Source organism: Cronobacter turicensis (assembly GCF_041222865.1).
In the GTDB taxonomy this organism is placed as follows: Bacteria; Pseudomonadota; Gammaproteobacteria; order Enterobacterales; family Enterobacteriaceae; genus Cronobacter; species Cronobacter turicensis.
The window spans coordinates 1,750,133-1,767,749 of sequence record NZ_CP165997.1; the positions used below are offsets into that span (position 1 = coordinate 1,750,133).

At 61.2% G+C, this 17,617-nt stretch carries 17 protein-coding genes; 13 read left to right on the plus strand and 4 right to left on the minus strand.

Features of this window, described 5'->3' with window-relative positions; translation table 11 throughout:
- Positions 1 to 29: 29 nt before the first annotated feature.
- The 3 genes from sdaA to pabB form a co-directional block, all read right to left on the minus strand.
- Complete coding sequence (gene sdaA, locus AB8W27_RS08425) at positions 30 to 1,394, minus strand: L-serine ammonia-lyase (RefSeq protein ID WP_015741580.1); 1,365 nt, start codon at positions 1,392 to 1,394, stop codon at positions 30 to 32.
- A gap of 171 nt (positions 1,395 to 1,565) precedes the next feature.
- A complete protein-coding gene (locus AB8W27_RS08430) occupies positions 1,566 to 2,144 on the minus strand; it encodes a CoA pyrophosphatase (RefSeq protein ID WP_041923658.1) in 579 nt (192 codons plus the stop codon).
- A gap of 2 nt (positions 2,145 to 2,146) precedes the next feature.
- Positions 2,147 to 3,511, minus strand: coding sequence for an aminodeoxychorismate synthase component 1 (gene pabB / locus AB8W27_RS08435; RefSeq protein WP_015741578.1), 1,365 nt, complete (start codon positions 3,509 to 3,511; stop codon positions 2,147 to 2,149).
- Positions 3,512 to 3,601: 90 nt separating this feature from the next.
- Here pabB and AB8W27_RS08440 point away from each other — a divergent pair, with 90 nt between their 5' ends.
- The 9 genes from AB8W27_RS08440 to AB8W27_RS08480 all read left to right on the plus strand — a co-directional run bounded on the left by AB8W27_RS08440 (position 3,602) and on the right by AB8W27_RS08480 (position 11,915).
- The gene (locus tag AB8W27_RS08440) at positions 3,602 to 3,787 is read left to right on the plus strand and encodes a YoaH family protein (protein WP_007762257.1); all 186 of its coding nucleotides are present in this window, start codon (positions 3,602 to 3,604) and stop codon (positions 3,785 to 3,787) included.
- Between the two features lie 142 nt (positions 3,788 to 3,929).
- On the plus strand, positions 3,930 to 4,937 hold the full coding sequence (locus AB8W27_RS08445) for a 3-oxoacyl-[acyl-carrier-protein] synthase III C-terminal domain-containing protein (protein WP_015741577.1): 1,008 nt from the start codon (positions 3,930 to 3,932) through the stop codon (positions 4,935 to 4,937).
- Positions 4,934 to 5,938, plus strand: coding sequence for an NAD(P)-dependent oxidoreductase (locus AB8W27_RS08450; protein ID WP_015741576.1), 1,005 nt, complete (start codon positions 4,934 to 4,936; stop codon positions 5,936 to 5,938). Before AB8W27_RS08445 ends, AB8W27_RS08450 begins: the two co-directional genes overlap by 4 nt.
- Positions 5,939 to 6,745, plus strand: a complete 807-nt coding sequence (locus AB8W27_RS08455; RefSeq protein ID WP_015741575.1) for an MBL fold metallo-hydrolase — start codon at positions 5,939 to 5,941, stop codon at positions 6,743 to 6,745.
- Positions 6,742 to 8,028 (plus strand): F390 synthetase-related protein, encoded by a 1,287-nt coding sequence (locus AB8W27_RS08460; RefSeq protein WP_041923657.1) that lies wholly within the window; start codon positions 6,742 to 6,744, stop codon positions 8,026 to 8,028. The genes AB8W27_RS08455 and AB8W27_RS08460 overlap by 4 nt, the downstream gene beginning before the upstream one ends.
- Positions 8,025 to 8,642: a phosphatase PAP2 family protein gene (locus AB8W27_RS08465; RefSeq protein WP_015741573.1), complete on the plus strand. Its 618-nt coding sequence runs from the start codon at positions 8,025 to 8,027 to the stop codon at positions 8,640 to 8,642. The genes AB8W27_RS08460 and AB8W27_RS08465 overlap by 4 nt, the downstream gene beginning before the upstream one ends.
- The gene (locus tag AB8W27_RS08470; RefSeq protein ID WP_015741572.1) at positions 8,635 to 9,753 is read left to right on the plus strand and encodes a sterol desaturase family protein; all 1,119 of its coding nucleotides are present in this window, start codon (positions 8,635 to 8,637) and stop codon (positions 9,751 to 9,753) included. The genes AB8W27_RS08465 and AB8W27_RS08470 overlap by 8 nt, the downstream gene beginning before the upstream one ends.
- Positions 9,746 to 10,837, plus strand: coding sequence for an acyl-CoA desaturase (locus AB8W27_RS08475; RefSeq protein ID WP_015741571.1), 1,092 nt, complete (start codon positions 9,746 to 9,748; stop codon positions 10,835 to 10,837). Before AB8W27_RS08470 ends, AB8W27_RS08475 begins: the two co-directional genes overlap by 8 nt.
- Positions 10,827 to 11,915 carry an acyl-CoA desaturase gene (locus tag AB8W27_RS08480; protein ID WP_041923656.1) on the plus strand — a complete coding sequence of 363 codons (1,089 nt, stop codon included), beginning with the start codon at positions 10,827 to 10,829 and terminating at the stop codon, positions 11,913 to 11,915. Before AB8W27_RS08475 ends, AB8W27_RS08480 begins: the two co-directional genes overlap by 11 nt.
- Positions 11,916 to 11,943: 28 nt before the next feature.
- Here the strand turns inward: AB8W27_RS08480 and AB8W27_RS08485 are convergent, their stop codons facing one another.
- Positions 11,944 to 12,288 carry a RidA family protein gene (locus AB8W27_RS08485; RefSeq protein ID WP_015741569.1) on the minus strand — a complete coding sequence of 115 codons (345 nt, stop codon included), beginning with the start codon at positions 12,286 to 12,288 and terminating at the stop codon, positions 11,944 to 11,946.
- 130 nt (positions 12,289 to 12,418) lie between these two features.
- On the opposite strand from AB8W27_RS08485, the gene AB8W27_RS08490 reads away from it, so the two are divergent.
- The 4 genes from AB8W27_RS08490 to fadD all read left to right on the plus strand — a co-directional run bounded on the left by AB8W27_RS08490 (position 12,419) and on the right by fadD (position 17,610).
- Positions 12,419 to 14,329 (plus strand): ATP-dependent DNA helicase, encoded by a 1,911-nt coding sequence (locus tag AB8W27_RS08490; protein ID WP_015741568.1) that lies wholly within the window; start codon positions 12,419 to 12,421, stop codon positions 14,327 to 14,329.
- A 69-nt stretch (positions 14,330 to 14,398) separates the two neighbouring features.
- Complete coding sequence (gene tsaB, locus AB8W27_RS08495) at positions 14,399 to 15,094, plus strand: tRNA (adenosine(37)-N6)-threonylcarbamoyltransferase complex dimerization subunit type 1 TsaB (RefSeq protein ID WP_015741567.1); 696 nt, start codon at positions 14,399 to 14,401, stop codon at positions 15,092 to 15,094.
- Between the two features lie 40 nt (positions 15,095 to 15,134).
- Positions 15,135 to 15,719, plus strand: a complete 585-nt coding sequence (locus AB8W27_RS08500) for a Slp family lipoprotein (RefSeq protein WP_049787151.1) — start codon at positions 15,135 to 15,137, stop codon at positions 15,717 to 15,719.
- Between the two features lie 205 nt (positions 15,720 to 15,924).
- Positions 15,925 to 17,610 (plus strand): long-chain-fatty-acid--CoA ligase FadD, encoded by a 1,686-nt coding sequence (gene fadD / locus AB8W27_RS08505; RefSeq protein ID WP_015741565.1) that lies wholly within the window; start codon positions 15,925 to 15,927, stop codon positions 17,608 to 17,610.
- The last annotated feature ends 7 nt before the right edge of the window (positions 17,611 to 17,617 follow it).

Here is a 17,617-nt window from a genome sequence, read left to right on the forward strand (position 1 = left end):
AAAGCGCCGCGAGGGCGGCGCTTAAGGCATTAATCGCACTGGACCTTAATGGCCAGGCCGCCACGTGAGGTTTCACGGTATTTGGCGTTCATATCTTTGCCGGTTTCGTACATGGTCTCGATGACTTTATCGAGCGAGACGCGCGGCTCGCTGGTGCGGCGCATCGCCATACGCGAGGCGTTGATCGCCTTCACGGAGGCAATCGCGTTACGTTCGATGCACGGCACCTGCACCTGGCCCGCGACAGGGTCGCAGGTCAGCCCCAGGTTATGCTCCATACCGATTTCCGCCGCCACGCAGACCTGCTCCGGGCTCGCGCCCAGCAGTTCCGCCAGGCCCGCCGCCGCCATTGAGCACGCGACGCCTACTTCGCCCTGACAGCCCACTTCGGCGCCGGAGATAGACGCGTTCATCTTATACAGCGCGCCGATAGCGCCCGCCGCCAGGAAGTAACGAATGTAAATATCGGGGCTGACCGACTCGATAAAGTGATCGTAGTAGGCCAGTACCGCCGGTACGATACCGCACGCGCCGTTGGTCGGCGCGGTGACCACACGGCCGCCCGCGGCGTTCTCTTCGTTCACGGCAAGCGCAAACATATTCACCCAGTCCACCACGATCATCGGGTCGTTGGAGAGCTTGTCGCTGGAAACCAGCAGGCGGCGCAGCGCGGAGGCGCGACGCGGTACGCGCAGTGGGCCCGGCAGCACGCCTTCGGTATTCATACCGCGATCGATACAGGCGCGCATGGTCTGCCAGACATCGGCGAAATAGTCTTCAATCTCTTTTTTGCTGTGCAGGGCCAGCTCGTTTTTCATCATCAGGCCGGAGAGCGACAGGCCGGTCTCTTTGCAATGCGCCAGCAAATCTTTGGCGGAGTGGAACGGATACGGCACGCTCACTTCATTGCTGTCGGCTTTGCCGAAATGCTCTTCGTCGACGATAAAACCGCCGCCGATGGAATAATAGGTTTTGGTGTAGATCTCTTTCTCGCCGCTCCAGGCGTGAATGGTCATGCCGTTTTCATGCAGCGGCAGATTGTCGCTCTGAAAACGCATGCCGTTGTCTTTCGGGAAATCGACTTCATGTGCGCCCTGCGCGAGCAGCAGGCGACCGCGGGTTTCGACATCACGGATAAACGCAGGTATGGCGTCGATATCCACCGTGGCGGGTTCGTTGCCCGCCAGGCCCATAATAATGGCGATATCAGTGTGGTGGCCTTTGCCGGTCAATGAGAGCGAGCCGTAGACGTCCACCGCGACGCGGGTCACGTCCTGCAATAATCCTTTTTCGACCAGGTCATCGACGAACTGCTTCCCGGCCTTCATCGGACCTACGGTATGGGAAGAGGAGGGGCCAATGCCCACCTTAAACATGTCGAATAGACTAATCACGTGGTAACTCCTGACAGAGTCATTTGCATGGCAAATGACGGTGTGAAAACAGCGCATAGTGTAAAAGGTTATTGTGCTGCGCAGTTAACTATTCACATGAATTAAACTAATGAATAAGGCGAAGCCGCCTAATAAAGTGCTGCGGATCGCACTTTTCACCCACAATAATAGTCAGGGTTTCTGGCCGATTTGTAGCGCCAGCTCACGAATAATGCCTGCGGTCATGCCCCAGACAAAATAGTGCTGATACCAGGAGAGCCACACGCGGTGATGGTTGCCGCGCCGGTGGATGTCGAGCGGGTAATAGCGACCGAGCCGTAACGCCTCGGCGAGCGGCATCTCAAAGACCGCCGCCACTTCATCTTCGCTGGCGTGATAAGGTAGATCCGGCGGGATAATGCCCACCACGGGCGTCACCTGAAACCCGGTCACGCTGTCGACCGGCGGCAGCACGCCGATAACCTCTACCGCCTCGGGCGGGATGGCCACTTCTTCCTGGGCTTCGCGCAGCGCCGCCGCAATCAGCGACGCATCGGTGGCATCCACGGCCCCGCCGGGGAATGCCACCTGGCCCGCGTGTTTGCGAAGCGTGGCGGCGCGCTGCGTCAGCAGCAGGCCCGGTTCCGGGCGGCGCACCACCGGCACCAGCACCGCGGCCTGGCGCTGATTCAGACTGGAGCGGCTCATCTGCGGGCGCAGGAGCTGGAAACGCGATAAAAACCGGTCGAGCGTCAGCGGATTATTCTCCATCGTTACCTCTCTAATGCGTGCAGGATACGGTTAACTTTATCAAAAGTTTCCTGATATTCCGCCGCTTCCTCGCTGTCCGCCACGATGCCGCCGCCCGCAGAGCAACAGAGCGCGCCGCCGTCGGCGGTCAGCGTGCGGATGGTAATACTGGTGTCCATCGCGCCGCAGAAGCTGAGATAACCGATGCTGCCGCACCAGGCGTTGCGCCGTTGCGGCTCCAGCTCTTCGATAATTTCCATCGCCCGCACCTTGGGCGCGCCGGTGATAGAGCCGCCGGGGAAACTCGCGCGCAGCAGATCGGTCGCGTGTAGTTGCGGCGGCAGCGTCGCGGTAATAGTGCTGACCAGATGATGCACCGCCGGGAACGGCTCGACCACAAACAGCTCCGGCACTTTCACGCTGCCAGGCGTCGCCACGCGGCCAATATCGTTACGCAGCAGATCGACAATCATCAGGTTCTCGGCGCGATCTTTAGGCGAGTGCGCCAGCCGCGCGGCCTGACGGGCGTCTTCAGCCGGGTCGGCCAGACGCGGCAGCGTGCCTTTGATCGGGCGCGTTTCAATCGCGCCGTCATGCAGACGAATAAACCGCTCCGGCGACAGGCTTAAAATCGCCTGATCCGGCAGGCGCAGAAAGGCGCTGAACGGGGCGCGGTTAGCGGCATTGAGCGTTAAAAACGCTTCCCATTCGCTGCCCTCGTATTGCGCGCGAAAACGCTGCGCGAGATTGACCTGGTAGCAGTCGCCGCTTCGCAGATACGCCTGCACCTGGCGGAATTTCTCGCCATATTCTTCGCGCGTCATGTTCGAGCGCCAGGGCGTGGTTAAGCGAAACGGCGCGGTGTTAACAGGCTGCTGGGCTTCAAGCCAGGCGAGGCGCGCGTTGGCGTCGCCATAGCAGAGCAGCGTCAGCCGCTCGCGGTGATGATCGGCAATCAGCGCCCAGTCATAAATGCCGACCGCCATGTCCGGCGCGTTGAGATCGGCGCTGGCCTTGGCGGGCAGCCGCTCGAAGCGTCGCCCGAGATCGTAGCCGAACAGCCCGAGCGCGCCGCCCTGAAACGGGAAATCGTCCGCTGGCGCGGGTGTAAACGGAAAACGCGCCAGCGCCGCGTGCAGCAGACGCAGCGGATCGTCTTCACTGTGCTGGCAACCCTCTGCGTCTTGCGTCATAGTGAGCGCCCCCCGCGTGGTCAGCGTGACGCGCGGGTCGGCCACCAGAATGTCGAAACGGTTATGGGCGTGCTCGGCAAAACCCGAGTGCAGCAACATCGCCCAGGGCAGATGTTGTAGCGCAGAAAAGGTCTGTTGCAGCGCATCGGCGCGCCAGGGCAGGGAGATCAGTTCAGGAGTCAGGTTCGTATTCATCAGGACGACAGCTAACAACGGCGCGGGGCGTCTGGCGCCTGCGCGCGCGGCGTGAAATAATTGAACTCATCAATGTAACAGGAGTCAGCGATGTTTGCAGGTTTACCTTCTCTCACCCATGAACAACAACAGCAAGCGGTCGAACGTATTCAGGAGCTGATGTCGCAGGGCATGAGCAGCGGCGAGGCCATTACACAGGTCGCGCAGGAGATCCGCGCCACCCATACAGGCGATCGCATCGTCGCGCGCTTTGAAGACGAGGACGAAGAGGAATAAGCGTTCGACTCCTGGAAAAGGTAGCGAGAATTTTTTTGTCCCTGCTGACGTGTTATCGTGCGCACCACGCATAACAACGCCAGACATCACTTCCGTTTACGTCCCTGCCTGGCGGGGACGTTTAGCTTAGGGACAGCGCTTCATGGACTTTACACCTCACTCCCCGCCAGCCTCACGGCTGCATCTCATCGCGACCGGCAAGGCGCTGCCTGAACACCTTATTACGTCCGCCGAACTGGATCGCCGCCTCGGCAAGCGGGAGGGATACGTCGAGCGCCGCTCAGGCATTCTGCACCGCTACCATGCCGCGAACGACGACAGTCAGGCCGCGCTCGCCGCCGCCGCGCTGCACGACGCCTGCCGTCGTCACGCGATTAATCCGGCCTCCATCGATCTGCTGATCTCCGCCTCGGCCATCGCCGTCCAGGCGCTGCCCTGTTCGGCGGTACACATCATGAAAGCCGCGGGCTTACCGGCCGGTACGGCGGGGTTCGACATCAACAGCAGTTGCGTGAGCTTTATCAGCGCCATGCAGGTGGCCTCGGCGCTGTTAACGAGCGGCAGCTATCGACGTATCGCCATTGTTTCAGCCGATATCGCCTCGCGCGGCATTGACTGGGAGCATGAAGAGTCGTCGCTGATTTTCGGCGACGGCGCGGCCTGCGCGATTGTCGAGGCGGGCGATGCGCGCGCGGGGATCCTGGCCATGAAAGCGGAAACCTACCCGCAGGGCAGCGAATTGTGCGAGATCCGCGCAGGCGGCACGAGGAAAAACCCCCGCGCCGGCATGGAGGAAAGCGACTTTCTGTTTCATATGCAGGGCAAGGCGCTGTTCCGCCAGGCCTCGTCGCTGGTTGACGGGTTCTGGCAGCGGCTGCTTGATGCCGCCGGGCTAACGCTTGATGACATCGCCACCGTGGTGCCGCACCAGGCGAGCCATCTGTCGCTTGAGCATATGCGCAAACGGCTGAAGGTGAAGCCGGAGGTGTTAGTGGATATCTACCGCCTGCACGGCAACCAGGTCGCGGCCTCGATTCCCACCGCGCTTCACGAGGCGTTCATCACCGGGCGCGTGAAACCGGGCGAGCCGTTGATGCTGGTCGGCACGGCCGCCGGGTTAACGCTCGCCGGTATGGTGCTGCTGCCATGAAATATCTGGTGACGGGCGCGACTAGCGGGCTTGGGCGTAATGCGGTCGAGGCGCTGCTGGCGCAAGGGTGTGACGTGCGCGCGACCGGGCGTGACGAAAAGGCCGGGGCCGAACTGACCGCGCTCGGCGCGCACTTCGTGCCGCTGGAGCTTGCGCAGGCCGACGATGCCCGCTGCGACGCGCTGATGCAGGGCTGTGATGTGGTATGGCACTGCGCGGCAAAGTCGTCGCCGTGGGGCCGCGCGCAGGCGTTTCACGCGGTGAATGTCGCGGCGACCGAAAGGCTGGCCCACGCCGCCGCGCGGGCGGGCGTCACGCGCTTTATTCATATCTCCACGCCCGCTATCTATTTCGATTTTCAACATCATCATGATGTCGATGAACAGTACCGGGCCGTCCGTTTCGCCTGCCACTACGCCAGCAGTAAATATGCGGCCGAACAGGTGATTCAGACGGCGGCCAGGCGATTTACGCATGTCACATTTATTATTCTGCGCCCGCGCGGGCTGTTCGGCGCGCACGATCGCGTCATTATTCCACGCCTGCTGCGCCAGCTTGAGGCCGACCGCGGCGTGCTGCGTCTGCCGCGCGGCGGCGAGGCGCTGCTGGATTTAACCTGGGTGGGCAACGTGGTGCATGCGATGCGCCTTGCCACCGGGCAGCCGGGGCTGGTCTCCGGCGAGGCGTTCAATATTACCAACCACCAGCCGCAGCGGCTGGTGGAGATGCTCGACAGCCTGCTCGGCGACGAGCTTCAGTTGCAGTATCGGGTACAGTCGGTGCCCTGGCCGCTGCTCGCGGTTGTGGCGCAGGGCATGGAAATCCACGGACATCTCACCGGCGCTGAACCGCGCCTGACGCGCTACAGCGCGGGCACCGTCAGCTTTGATATGACGTTAAGCCAGGAGAAGGCGATAACCCGGCTCGGCTATCGCCCGCCGATCTCGCTGGCGGAAGGCGTGCGGCTTACCGGCGCCTGGCTGCGCGAAAGGAGAGGCTGAATGGCGACGATCACGACATTTGAAACCGGCTACTGCACCCATTTAGGCTGTATCGCGCTGAAGGGCGCGGCATGGAAAGTCTGCAAATTTCTGGCCCGGGCGAGCCTTATCGAAGCGGGCGGCAAACGCTGGCTGTGGGATACCGGCTACGCCTCGTGGTTTGACGACTACACCCGCCGCGGGATCTATCAACTCTACCGTCGCGTCACGCCGGTTTACTTTTCGCCGGAACAGTCGCTGGTGCGTCAGCTTGCGGAGAAAGGCTATCGCCCTGATGACATTGACGCGCTGATCCTGTCGCACTTTCACGCCGATCATATTGCCGGGCTGCGCGATTTCGCTGACAACCGTTTTATCTGCTCCGGAGAGGGCTGGACGCAGACCCGCACGCTGCGCGGGTTCGCCGCGTTGCGCCAGGCGTTCGTGCCGGGGCTGATACCTGAGAATTTCGAAAGCGCAGTCAGCTTTATTGAGCGCTTTGAGCGCGTGGCGCTGCCCGCCGCGCTCGCGCCATTCGACACCGGCTTTTTACTGCCTGGTAGTCACGGCGAGGTGTTGCTGGTGCCGCTGCCGGGACACGCCGCCGGGCATATCGGCGCGTTTGTGCTGACGGATAACGGCTGGGTGCTGCTCGCCGCCGACGCGGCCTGGTCGCCGGTCAGCTATCGCGAACTGCGCGGCCCGTCGCGGCTGGCGAATCTGGTGATTGCCGATCCGGCGGCCGCCTCGCGCACGCTCGATTTACTGCATCAGCTCTGGCGCGATGGCGGCGCGGAGATCCGTCTCGCGCACGAGGGCGATTTGTGAATAAGCTTGCCATGCTCTGGCACTATTTCCGTGTGCGGCGTCTGCGTTTTCACAGCCGCGCGGCGCTTGAACGCTACCAGCAAAAACAGCTCGGGCGGTTTGCGGCGCGCGTGCTGGCGAAAAGCCCGTGGTTCAGGCGCTACAGCACGCTGTCGTTCAGCGAATGGCCGACCATGGACAAAGCGCGGATGATGGCGCATTTCGATGAGATGAACACCGGCGGCCTGAAAGCCGATGAAGTCATGGCGTGCGCGCTACAGAGTGAAAATGACCGAAACTTTACGCCGACGGTCGGGCGCTACAGCGTGGGGCTGTCGAGCGGTACATCAGGGCGGCGCGGGATTTTTGCCGTCAGCCCGCAGGAGCAGGCGCTGTGGGCCGGAGCGATGCTCGCGAAGATGCTGCCTGACGGTCTGTTCGCCGGCGAGCGGGTGGCGCTCTTTTTACGCGCGGATAATAACCTCTACCAGAGCGTGAACAGCCGCTGGTTGAGTCTTGGTTTTTACGATCTCTTTCAGCCCTTCGACACCTTACTGGCGCGGCTTGCAGCCGAATCGCCGTCGATAGTCGTTGCGCCTGCGCAGGTGTTGCGCGCGCTGGCGCTGGCTGTACAGGCAGGCGAGCTGAAGATAGCGCCGAAGAAGGTGATATCGGTGGCGGAGGTGCTCGACGCGCAGGATCGCGCGCTGCTGGCGCAGGTCTTTCCTGACGTCGGCGAAGTCTATCAGGCGACCGAAGGTTTCCTCGCCGCCACCTGCGCGCACGGGGTATTGCACCTGAACGAGGCGTTTATCTTTGTTGAAAAAGAATGGCTGGATGCGCGGCGCTTTGTCCCGGTCATCACCGATTTCACCCGTACCACGCAGCCCATCGTGCGTTACCGGCTGGATGATGTGCTGGCGGTGCGCGACACGCCCTGCGCCTGCGGCGATCCGTCGCTTGCGCTGGCGCATATTGAAGGGCGACAGGACGATCAGCTCCTGCTGCCGGATGGCCAGGGCGGCGAGCGCGCCATCTTCGGCGATCTCTGCAACCGGGCGCTGGCGCGCGTTCTGCCGCTCACGGCGGATTACCGGCTGATCCAGCACGGCGCGGAGAGCCTGACGCTCATCGTTGAGGCTGACGACGCGCAGCGCGCGCAGGCGCAGGCCGCGCTAATGGCGCTTTTTGAACAACAGGGCGTGGCGTGCGGCGACATTCGCTGGACGCATTTAACACAGATCCCCGCGGCTGCCGCCGGGGCCAAGCGTCGGCGCATTGTGCGCATGAGGGAGACCGCATGAAGGAAGCGAGTTATCGCCTGAGAGCGCTGCTGCTGGGGTGGGGAAGCGTCGGCGTGGTCTATTCCACGACCGACCTGCTTCAGCGTGCCGGGCATAAACTGCCGCCGCTGTGGTTCGATTCGCTGACAGACTTCTCACCGTCGGCCATCTGGCTCTATATGTCGTTTTTCCTGCTCGTTCCCGCAGGCTACTGGCTGACGCCGCTGTCGCAGGTGAAATGGCTGATGCGCGCGACCCAGCTGGCCGCGCTGTGCGCCGGGGTTATCTATCTGGCCTGGCCGACGACGATGGCGTACCCCGCGGTCAGCGGCGAGGGGATCAGCGTCGAGGCGCTGCGTCTTTTGCTGGCGGTGGATTCGCCGCAAAACTGTTTCCCGTCGCTCCATATGGCGCTCACCCTGTTAATGGTCTGGGGCATCAGCCAACGCGGGCAGTGGCGCTACACGCTCACCGCCGTGCTCTGGGGCGCGGCGATCAGCGTCTCGATTTTACAACTGCGGCGACACCTGTTTATCGATCTCGTCGGGGGCGTCGCCCTCACGCTGCTGGCAGGCATGCTGGCGCGTAAAATGCTGTCTTACCGGATGATACAAAAGGAATTGAATCATGAATGAGTTAACGCTGCCCATCGTAGTGATGCTGGGGCTGGTTTTCGGAGAGGCCTTGCTGCTTAAGTGGCGCGGCAACGCGGCGGTTAACTGGCGCGATGTGGTGTTTAACGTCAACTCAGGCCAGATGATGCTGTGGCTGTTTCGCGGGCTGGAAGTGCTGTGCTACAGCCTGGTGTCCCGCACGGCGAGTCTCGATCTGTTCCAGTCGCTGCCTGCCGTGGCGGTGTGGGTATTCGCCTTTATCGCCTGGGATTTTGGGTTCTACTGGCTGCACCGGCTGCATCATCAATGGCCGCTGCTCTGGGCGGTACACAGCGTGCATCACCACGGCGAGCACTATAACCTCTCGCTTGGCGTGCGCAATTCCTGGTATTCGTCGTTGACCTCGGTGCCCTTTTTTATGCTGCTGGCGGTGGCGGGCGTGCCGCTGTCGGTGTTTCTTGCAGTCTCCGTCATTCACTACAGTATTCAGTTTTTTAACCACAACGCCTTTACCGGACGGCTCGGCATTCTGGAGCGGCTGCTGGTGACGCCGTCCCATCACCGTGTTCACCACCTGCGCGAGCGGCGTTTCTCCGACAGTAACTACGGCGGTACATTGATCGTCTGGGATAAGCTTTTCGGATCGTTTAGCCAGACGCCGCCCGCGCGGGATGAGCATCAGTACGGCGTAAAAGGCTATAGCGCCTCTGCCAATCCGCTGCGGGAGAGCAACGCGCCGTTCGCCCGCCTGCTTGGTTTTCGTCCGCAGCCGTCTCCCGCCAGACCGAGCCCCGCGCCGCTGATAATGGTGAGCGGTACGCTGCTGCTGTTTATCCCGGTTATCGGCTACATACAACGTTACGGGTATGGCTATGACGATATCGGCGGGGAGCAAATCACGCTGTTTTTACTGCTGGTGGCCGCATCAGTCATGATGGGACTGATGAGCGACGGGCATCGCGCCAGTCGCCTCGGCTGGGCGGTCGTGACCAGCCTGATGCCGCTGCTGTGTCTGTCGGTTTTTGGCTGGCAGGCGCTTATCTGGCAGGTCAGCCTGCCCGCGCTGGCGCTGCACGGTTTGATAGTCCTGGTCATGCCTGTCGTGAAGACGAGGGCGCTGGGCCATGGCTAACACGCTCGCTCCGCTGCGCTTCAGCCCGGCAGAAGAGGGCGCATTTCACCGGGCGCTGCACCGGGAGGCGTATGGTTATCTCCGCCGCCGCGGCGACCATCGTTTCGCCGACCGGCGGGCGCGCGTCAAGGCGGCCCTGATCCTGCTGGCAAGCGTGGCGTGTTATATCCAGGCGCTGGCGGCGTCGCAGCCGGTGGTATTTATGGCGGGGTATGCGGCCTTTGCCATGCTGATGATGTGGCTGAATATTGACGTTAACCATGACGCCTCTCACCAGACCTTTACCCGCAGCCGTTTCTGGAATGCGTTTATCAGCCGCGCGGTGACTATCTCAACCGGTATTGAGCCCGTCTACTGGCGCGCCCGTCACGTCAGTTTTCATCATCGCTACGCGAATATTGAACACTACGATCTGGATACCGAAGAGAACGGGATTTTACGCCAGACGCCGTTTCAGCGCTGGCGCGGCTGGATGCGCTTTCAGCATCTTTACTGGCCGCTGGTGGCGGCGTTATCCCTGAGCTGGATAGGCATCGTGTTTGACTGGGCCGACAGGCTGGGCCGCACGCCGCTGCAGGCGGAGCGCCTGCTGCCTGGCGTGAGAGGGTGGGGAGCTTTTATTTTCAGCAAAATAGCGCATCTGACGCTGATGCTGGGCGTGCCGATCATGGCGGGCCATAACCTGTGGATGGTGGCGGGTATTTATCTGCTGATCCAGATGTGCGCCTCGCTGCTGGTGGTGTTTTTATTGCTGGGCACGCACTGGGCCGGGACGACGTTTTATCAGGCGCCGGAAGGCGAAAGCCAACAGATGACGCATGGCTGGTATCACCATAATTTCACCACCGCCTGCGACTGGCTCACGCCCCGGCGCTGGCAGGAGGCCTTTACCGGCGGGCTGAATTATCACCTGACGCACCATCTGTTTCCAGGCTGGCACCATCGCCATTACCCGGCGCTCGCGCGGATCGTAGCGCGGCTGGCCCAGGAACATAACCTGCCGTACCGCTGCATCAGCTATCGCGAACTGCGCGCCGCGCAGCGGGCATTTTTGACACAGATGGGGCACCCGCATGAAGCGTAACCTGCCGCCGTTACGTGTGGAACGCCACGATCCGGCGCTGCATAAAGCGTTTCGCACGGCCTGTCGGCATTATCTGACGACGCAGCAGGAGCATCGCTTTGCCGACAAAGGCATGTGGGCGAAGCTCGCTTTTCTCGCGCTCTGTTGCGCGGCCTGTTATCTGCTGAGCCTGACGGCATCGGCAGCGATGGGCTTCGCGCTCTGGTATTTTGGCTTTATCTTTTTCGCCATGCTGCTGGTGGTGAACGTGCTGCACGATGCCAGCCACAACGCATTCTGCCGCACCGGCGCGGCGAACGCCTGGCTCGGGCGTGCGATCAGTCTTCCGCTGGGCCTGGATGCCGACAGCTGGCAGGTCCGCCACGTGCAGTTTCATCACCCGTACACCAATATTCAGGACTACGATCCGGATATCGATGAAAATGGCGTTCTCTGCCAGACGCCGTTCCAGCGCTGGAAGCCCTTTATGCGCGCGCAATATCTCTACTGGCCGCTGGTGGCGGCGCTGACCTTTCCCTGGTATGGCTGGTGGATGGACTGGCGTGACCGACTGGGAAACACGCCCTTCACGCGCCATTTACCCCATCCGGGCGCAAGAGGCGTTGCGCTCTTTCTGCTGCTAAAAATCGGGCATTTTATGCTGGCGCTGGGAATACCGGCGCTGGCCCTTGCCGGGACGCGCTCCTGGCCTGCTGTTCTCGCGGTCTATTTGGTAAGCCAGATGCTGGTTTCAGGGATGTTTGTCTCGCTGCTTATCGGTACGCACTGGGCAAAAGGGCATTTTTATCCGACGCCGGAAGATAACGTCATGCCGAACAGCCCTTATCACCATGCGTTTGCCACCACGTTTGACTGGCGTACGCGGCCACGCCAGATAGGGTACTGGCTCGGCGGTTTAAACCTGCACCTGACGCATCATCTCTTCCCTGACTGGAGCCATCGCCATTTTCCGGCGCTGAGCGCCATTATCGCGGAGGTGGCGCGCGAACACGGCCTGCCGTACCCGTTATTGTCCGTGCGCGATTTGCTGCGCCTGCAGCGGCAACATCTGATTCGTATGGGGAAAAACCTGAAGTGACCGCCACCGGCGAACAGTGGCGGCGGGATCACACGGCGGCGATAATTTTGATTTCTACTTTATAGCGTGGATTCATCAGGCGGGCCTGTACGGTGCAGCGTACCGGCGCGGAGCCTGCCACCACCCACTCATCCCACGCTTTGTTCATTAGCGCGAAATCGTCGCTGTCGGCCAGGAAAATCGTGGCATCAAGAATGCGGGATTTATCGCTGCCCTGTGCGGTTAACAGGGTGTCGATTTGCGCCAGCGTATTGGCGGTTTGTTCATAAGCGTCGGCATCGAGATTTTCCGGCACGCCCGTGTAGTAAATCGTCTGGTTGTGAATCACCGCGTCAGACCAACGATCTGCGGGATCGATACGCACGATTGTCATCGCTGTTTCCTTTTCCTGTTCTGTTCAGCAAAGCGCAAGCCTGCCATAAAGCGCGCCCGCCGTCATCTGTTCGGCTGGCGTAAGCGTGGCCGCCCTGACATAATCACTGGCAATTTAACCAGGGGGCAGTGTGACGGACGATTTTGCAGCAGATGGCCAGCTAGCCACAGCGATACCCGGCTTTAAACCGCGCGAGCCGCAGCGTCAGATGGCGCAGGCGGTCAGCGCCGCCATTGAGGCCGCCAGACCGCTGGTGGTGGAAGCGGGCACCGGGACCGGGAAAACCTACGCGTATCTGGCGCCCGCGCTGCGCGCCGGTAAGAAAGTGATTGTCTCCACCGGCTCGAAGGCGCTGCAGGATCAGCTCTACAGCCGCGATCTACCCACGGTCGCCAAAGCGCTGGAGTACAAGGGCCGCCTGGCGCTTTTAAAAGGGCGCTCCAACTATCTGTGCCTTGAGCGCCTGGAGCAACAGGCGCTGGCGGGCGGCGATCTGCCGGTACAAACCTTAAGCGACGTTATCCATCTGCGCGGCTGGGCCAACGAAACCGTGGATGGCGACATCAGCACCTGCGGGCGCGTGGCGGAAGATGCCCCCGTCTGGCCGCTCGTCACCAGCACCAACGATAACTGCCTCGGCAGCGACTGCCCGCTCTATAAAGACTGCTTTGTCGTGAAAGCGCGTAAAAAGGCGATGGAAGCCGACGTCGTCGTGGTGAACCATCACCTGTTTCTCGCCGATATGGTGGTCAAAGAGAGCGGCTTTGCGGAGCTTATCCCGGAGGCTGAAGTGATTATTTTCGACGAAGCCCATCAGTTGCCGGATATCGCCAGCCAGTATTTCGGCCAGTCGCTCTCCAGCCGCCAGCTGCTTGACCTCGCGAGAGACATTATCATCGCCTACCGCACCGAGGTGAAAGATACCCAGCAGCTGCAAAAGTGCGCCGACCGTCTGGCGCAAAGCACCCAGGATTTCAGGCTCCAGCTGGGCGACCCCGGCTTTCGCGGCAACCTGCGCGAACTGCTGGCAGACGCCTCCATCAGCCGCGCGCTGCTGCTGCTTGATGACGCGCTGGAGCTCTGCTACGACGTGGCGAAGCTGTCGCTTGGCCGTTCGGCGCTGCTGGACGCCGCCTTTGAGCGCGCCACGCTCTATCGCGCGCGCCTCAAACGCTTAAAAGAGATCAATCAGCCGGGCTACAGCTACTGGTATGAATGCAACTCGCGTCACTTCACGCTGGCGCTCACGCCGCTGACCGTCGCGGATAAATTTCAGGACGTTATCGCCGAAAAGGGCGGCAGCTGGATCTTTACCTCCGCGACGCTCTCGGTGAATGACGAACTGCATCACTTCACGGAGCGGCTCGGCATTCACGACGCGCAAACGCTGCTGCTGCCAAGCCCATTCGACTATGCCCGCCAGGCGCTCCTCTGCGTGCCGCGCGGCCTGCCGCAAACCAACCAGCCGCAGGCCGGAAAGGCGCTGGCGCGAATGTTGCAACCGCTGATTGAGGCCAACCAGGGCCGCTGTTTTATGCTCTGCACGTCGCACGCCATGATGCGCGAGCTGGCGGAGCAATTCCGCGCCACCATGACGTTGCCGGTGCTGCTCCAGGGCGAAACCAGCAAAAGCCAGCTGCTTGAGCAGTTCATCAGCGCGGGTAACGCGCTGCTGGTGGCGACCAGCAGTTTCTGGGAAGGCGTGGACGTGCGCGGCGACGCGCTGTCGCTGGTCATTATCGACAAACTGCCGTTTACCTCGCCGGACGATCCGCTGCTGAAAGCGCGCATGGAAGATTGCCGCCTGCGCGGCGGCGATCCGTTCGATGAAGTCCAGTTACCGGACGCGGTGATCACGCTCAAGCAGGGCGTGGGGCGGCTTATCCGCGACGTCGACGACCGCGGCGTGCTGGTGATTTGCGACAACCGCCTGGTAATGCGCCCCTACGGCGCCGTCTTCCTGAAAAGCCTGCCGCCGACGCCGCGCACCCGCGATATCGGCGAGGCGGCGCGCTTTCTCACCGACGCGGCGCGGCAGTAATTTATGCCAGACTGTGATAAGATGCGCCCCTTTTTGAACCACCACGACGCGTAAGAGTGTTATTGATCCATGCGAATTCTGGCTATTGATACCGCCACTGAGGCCTGTTCCGTCGCCTTGTGGGATAACGGTAAAACGTCCGCCCTCTTTGAACTCTGCCCGCGCGAGCACACCCAGCGTATTCTGCCGATGGTCAGTGAGATCCTCACCGACAGCGGCGTTGCGCTGGCGGCGATGGACGCGCTGGCCTTTGGCCGCGGGCCGGGAAGTTTCACCGGCGTGCGAATCGGCATTGGCATCGCGCAGGGGCTGGCGCTCGGTGCAGAACTGCCGATGGTCGGCGTATCGACGCTGATGACCATGGCCCAGGGCGCATGGCGCGTCAGCGGCGCGACCCGCGTGCTGGCGGCGATCGACGCCCGCATGGGCGAAGTCTACTGGGCTGAGTACCAGCGCGACGCGCAGGGCGTCTGGCATGGCGAAGAGACCGAGGCGGTGCTTAAGCCGGACGCGGTCGCGGAGCGCCTGAAGACGCTCAGCGGCGAATGGGTGACGGTCGGCACCGGCTGGCAGGCGTGGCCGGATATGGCCCAGGAGAGTGGACTGACGCTTACCGACGGGCAGGTAACCCTCCCGGCGGCGGAAGATATGTTGCCGCTGGCGTGCCGGTTGTTCGAACAACAGCGCGTTGTCGCGGTCGAACATGCAGAACCGGTCTATCTGCGCAACGAAGTGGCGTGGAAAAAATTGCCAGGCCGGGAATAACATCCCGACGCAAGCCGCGGGCGGGTTTAAGGAGTCGCTTATGGTGGGTCAACAATCAATGATGCGCTGCGGGTTTCTGGCGCTGAGCGTTTTGCTTCTCGGCGGGTGCGTCAGCGTACCCGACGCGATTAAAGGCACCAGCCCGACGCCGCAACAGGATCTGGTGCGCGTGATGAACGCGCCGCAGCTTTACATCGGGCAGGAAGCGCGCTTCGGCGGGCGGGTGGTGAATGTCGATAATCAGCAGGGGAAAACCCGCCTGGAAATCGCCACGTTGCCGCTCGATAGCGCCGCACGACCCCTGCTTGGCCAGCCGTCGCGCGGGCGCATCTATGCCGACGTGAACGGCTTTCTCGACCCGGTCGACTTCCGTAATCAACTTGTTACTGTCGTAGGCCCCATTACCGGCACGGTGGAAGGTAAAATCGGTTCCAGCCCGTATAAGTTCATGGTGATGCAGGTGAACGGCTTCAAGCGCTGGCGCGTAACGCAGCAGGTGGTGATGCCGCCGCAGCCCATCGACCCGTGGATGTGGGGGCCGCGCCCTGGTTGGGGATATGGCTATGGCCCGTGGGGCTGGTATAATCCCGGCCCGGCGCAGGTTCAGACCGTAGTAACCGAGTAAGCAATTGATTTAGTAAATAAAATAAACAGCGGCCGGTCCGCTGTTTATTTGTTTTATCGGTATAACAAAAATAATTAGTGACGCGCTTCGCAACCTTAAATCAGGTGAATTAATAAACTGGTACAATGAGTTAATATTATGTTAACGCCGTGTTTATTGCTTTGGGGTTGTGATGACGACGAATAATACATTCAGAGGTGACGCATTGAAGAAGGTTTGGCTTAACCGTTATCCGGCGGATGTTCCGGCGGAGATAAACCCGGACCGTTATCACTCCCTGGTGGATCTGTTTGAGCAATCCTGCACACGCTTCGCCGATCAACCCGCCTTCACCAACATGGGCGAGGTGATGACCTTCCGTAAGCTGGAAGAGCGCAGCCGCGCCTTCGCCGCCTGGCTGCAACAGGGCCTGGGCCTGCAAAAAGGCGATCGCGTGGCGCTGATGATGCCCAACCTCCTGCAATACCCGGTGGCGCTGTTTGGCATTCTGCGCGCCGGGATGATCGTCGTGAACGTCAACCCGCTCTACACGCCGCGCGAACTGGAGCATCAGCTGAACGACAGCGGCGCCAGCGCCATTGTGATTGTGTCCAACTTTGCGCACACGCTGGAAAAAGTCGTCGATAAGACCCCGGTAAAGCATGTCATTCTGACCCGCATGGGCGATCAGCTCTCCACCGCCAAAGGCACGCTGGTGAACTTTGTGGTGAAGTATGTGAAACGCCTGGTGCCGAAGTATCATCTGCCGGACGCCATTTCGTTTCGCAGCGCGTTGCATAATGGCTACCGGTTGCAGTACATCAAGCCGGAAGTGACGCCTGACGATCTCGCTTTCCTGCAATACACCGGCGGCACCACGGGGGTGGCTAAAGGCGCGATGCTGACCCACCGCAACATGCTCGCCAACCTTGAGCAGGTGCTCGGCACGTACGGCCCGCTGCTGCATCGCGGTAAAGAGTTGGTGATCACCGCGCTGCCGCTGTACCACATTTTCGCGCTGACCATGAACTGCCTGCTGTTTATCGAACTCGGCGGCCAGAACGTGCTGATTACCAACCCACGCGATATTCCGGGGCTGGTGAAAGAGCTCGGCAAATACCCGTTTACCGCGATGACCGGCGTGAACACGCTGTTTAACGCGCTGCTGAATAACAAAGAATTCCACAAGCTCGATTTCTCCTCGCTGCACCTCTCGGCGGGCGGCGGCATGCCGGTGCATCAGGCCGTGGCGGAGCGCTGGGAGAAACTGACCGGCCAGTTCCTGCTGGAAGGCTACGGACTGACGGAATGCTCGCCGCTGGTGAGCGTCAACCCGCACGATATCGACTACCACAGCGGCAGCATCGGCCTGCCGGTGCCGTCCACCGAAGTCAAACTGATTGACGACGAGGGCAACGAAGTGGCGCCCGGCGCGCCTGGCGAGCTGTGCATTAAAGGCCCGCAGGTGATGCTGGGTTACTGGCAGCGCCCGGACGCCACTGATGAGATTATCCAGGACGGCTGGCTGCGCACCGGCGATATCGCGGTGATGGATGAAGAAGGTTTCATGCGCATCGTCGATCGCAAAAAAGATATGATTCTGGTCTCCGGTTTTAACGTCTACCCGAATGAAATCGAAGATGTGGTGATGCAGCACAGCGGGGTGCAGGAAGTCGCGGCGGTGGGCATCCCCTCGGAAGCCAGCGGGGAGCTGGTGAAAATCTTCGTGGTGAAGAAAGAGGCGTCGCTTACGGAAGAAGCGCTGATCACCTTCTGCCGTCGGCACCTGACGGGCTATAAAGTCCCGAAACAGGTGGAATTTCGCACCGAGCTGCCAAAATCGAACGTCGGGAAAATTTTACGACGAGAACTACGTGACGAAGCGCGCCGGGCAGGTGACAATACTGCCTGAGCTGCAA

Excerpts from the sequence above, each read along its gene's own strand:
- AB8W27_RS08450 (WP_015741576.1), top strand. The coding sequence starts at position 4,934 with ATGAAATATCTGGTGACGGGCGCGACTAGCGGGCTTGGGCGTAATGCG.
- AB8W27_RS08500 (WP_049787151.1), top strand. The coding sequence starts at position 15,135 with ATGGTGGGTCAACAATCAATGATGCGCTGCGGGTTTCTGGCGCTGAGC.
- AB8W27_RS08485 (WP_015741569.1), bottom strand. The coding sequence starts at position 12,288 with ATGACAATCGTGCGTATCGATCCCGCAGATCGTTGGTCTGACGCGGTG.
- AB8W27_RS08440 (WP_007762257.1), top strand. The coding sequence starts at position 3,602 with ATGTTTGCAGGTTTACCTTCTCTCACCCATGAACAACAACAGCAAGCG.
- AB8W27_RS08475 (WP_015741571.1), top strand. The coding sequence starts at position 9,746 with ATGGCTAACACGCTCGCTCCGCTGCGCTTCAGCCCGGCAGAAGAGGGC.
- AB8W27_RS08455 (WP_015741575.1), top strand. The coding sequence starts at position 5,939 with ATGGCGACGATCACGACATTTGAAACCGGCTACTGCACCCATTTAGGC.
- AB8W27_RS08465 (WP_015741573.1), top strand. The coding sequence starts at position 8,025 with ATGAAGGAAGCGAGTTATCGCCTGAGAGCGCTGCTGCTGGGGTGGGGA.
- AB8W27_RS08445 (WP_015741577.1), top strand. The coding sequence starts at position 3,930 with ATGGACTTTACACCTCACTCCCCGCCAGCCTCACGGCTGCATCTCATC.
- AB8W27_RS08470 (WP_015741572.1), top strand. The coding sequence starts at position 8,635 with ATGAATGAGTTAACGCTGCCCATCGTAGTGATGCTGGGGCTGGTTTTC.
- tsaB (WP_015741567.1), top strand. The coding sequence starts at position 14,399 with ATGCGAATTCTGGCTATTGATACCGCCACTGAGGCCTGTTCCGTCGCC.
- AB8W27_RS08430 (WP_041923658.1), bottom strand. The coding sequence starts at position 2,144 with ATGGAGAATAATCCGCTGACGCTCGACCGGTTTTTATCGCGTTTCCAG.
- pabB (WP_015741578.1), bottom strand. The coding sequence starts at position 3,511 with ATGAATACGAACCTGACTCCTGAACTGATCTCCCTGCCCTGGCGCGCC.
- AB8W27_RS08480 (WP_041923656.1), top strand. The coding sequence starts at position 10,827 with ATGAAGCGTAACCTGCCGCCGTTACGTGTGGAACGCCACGATCCGGCG.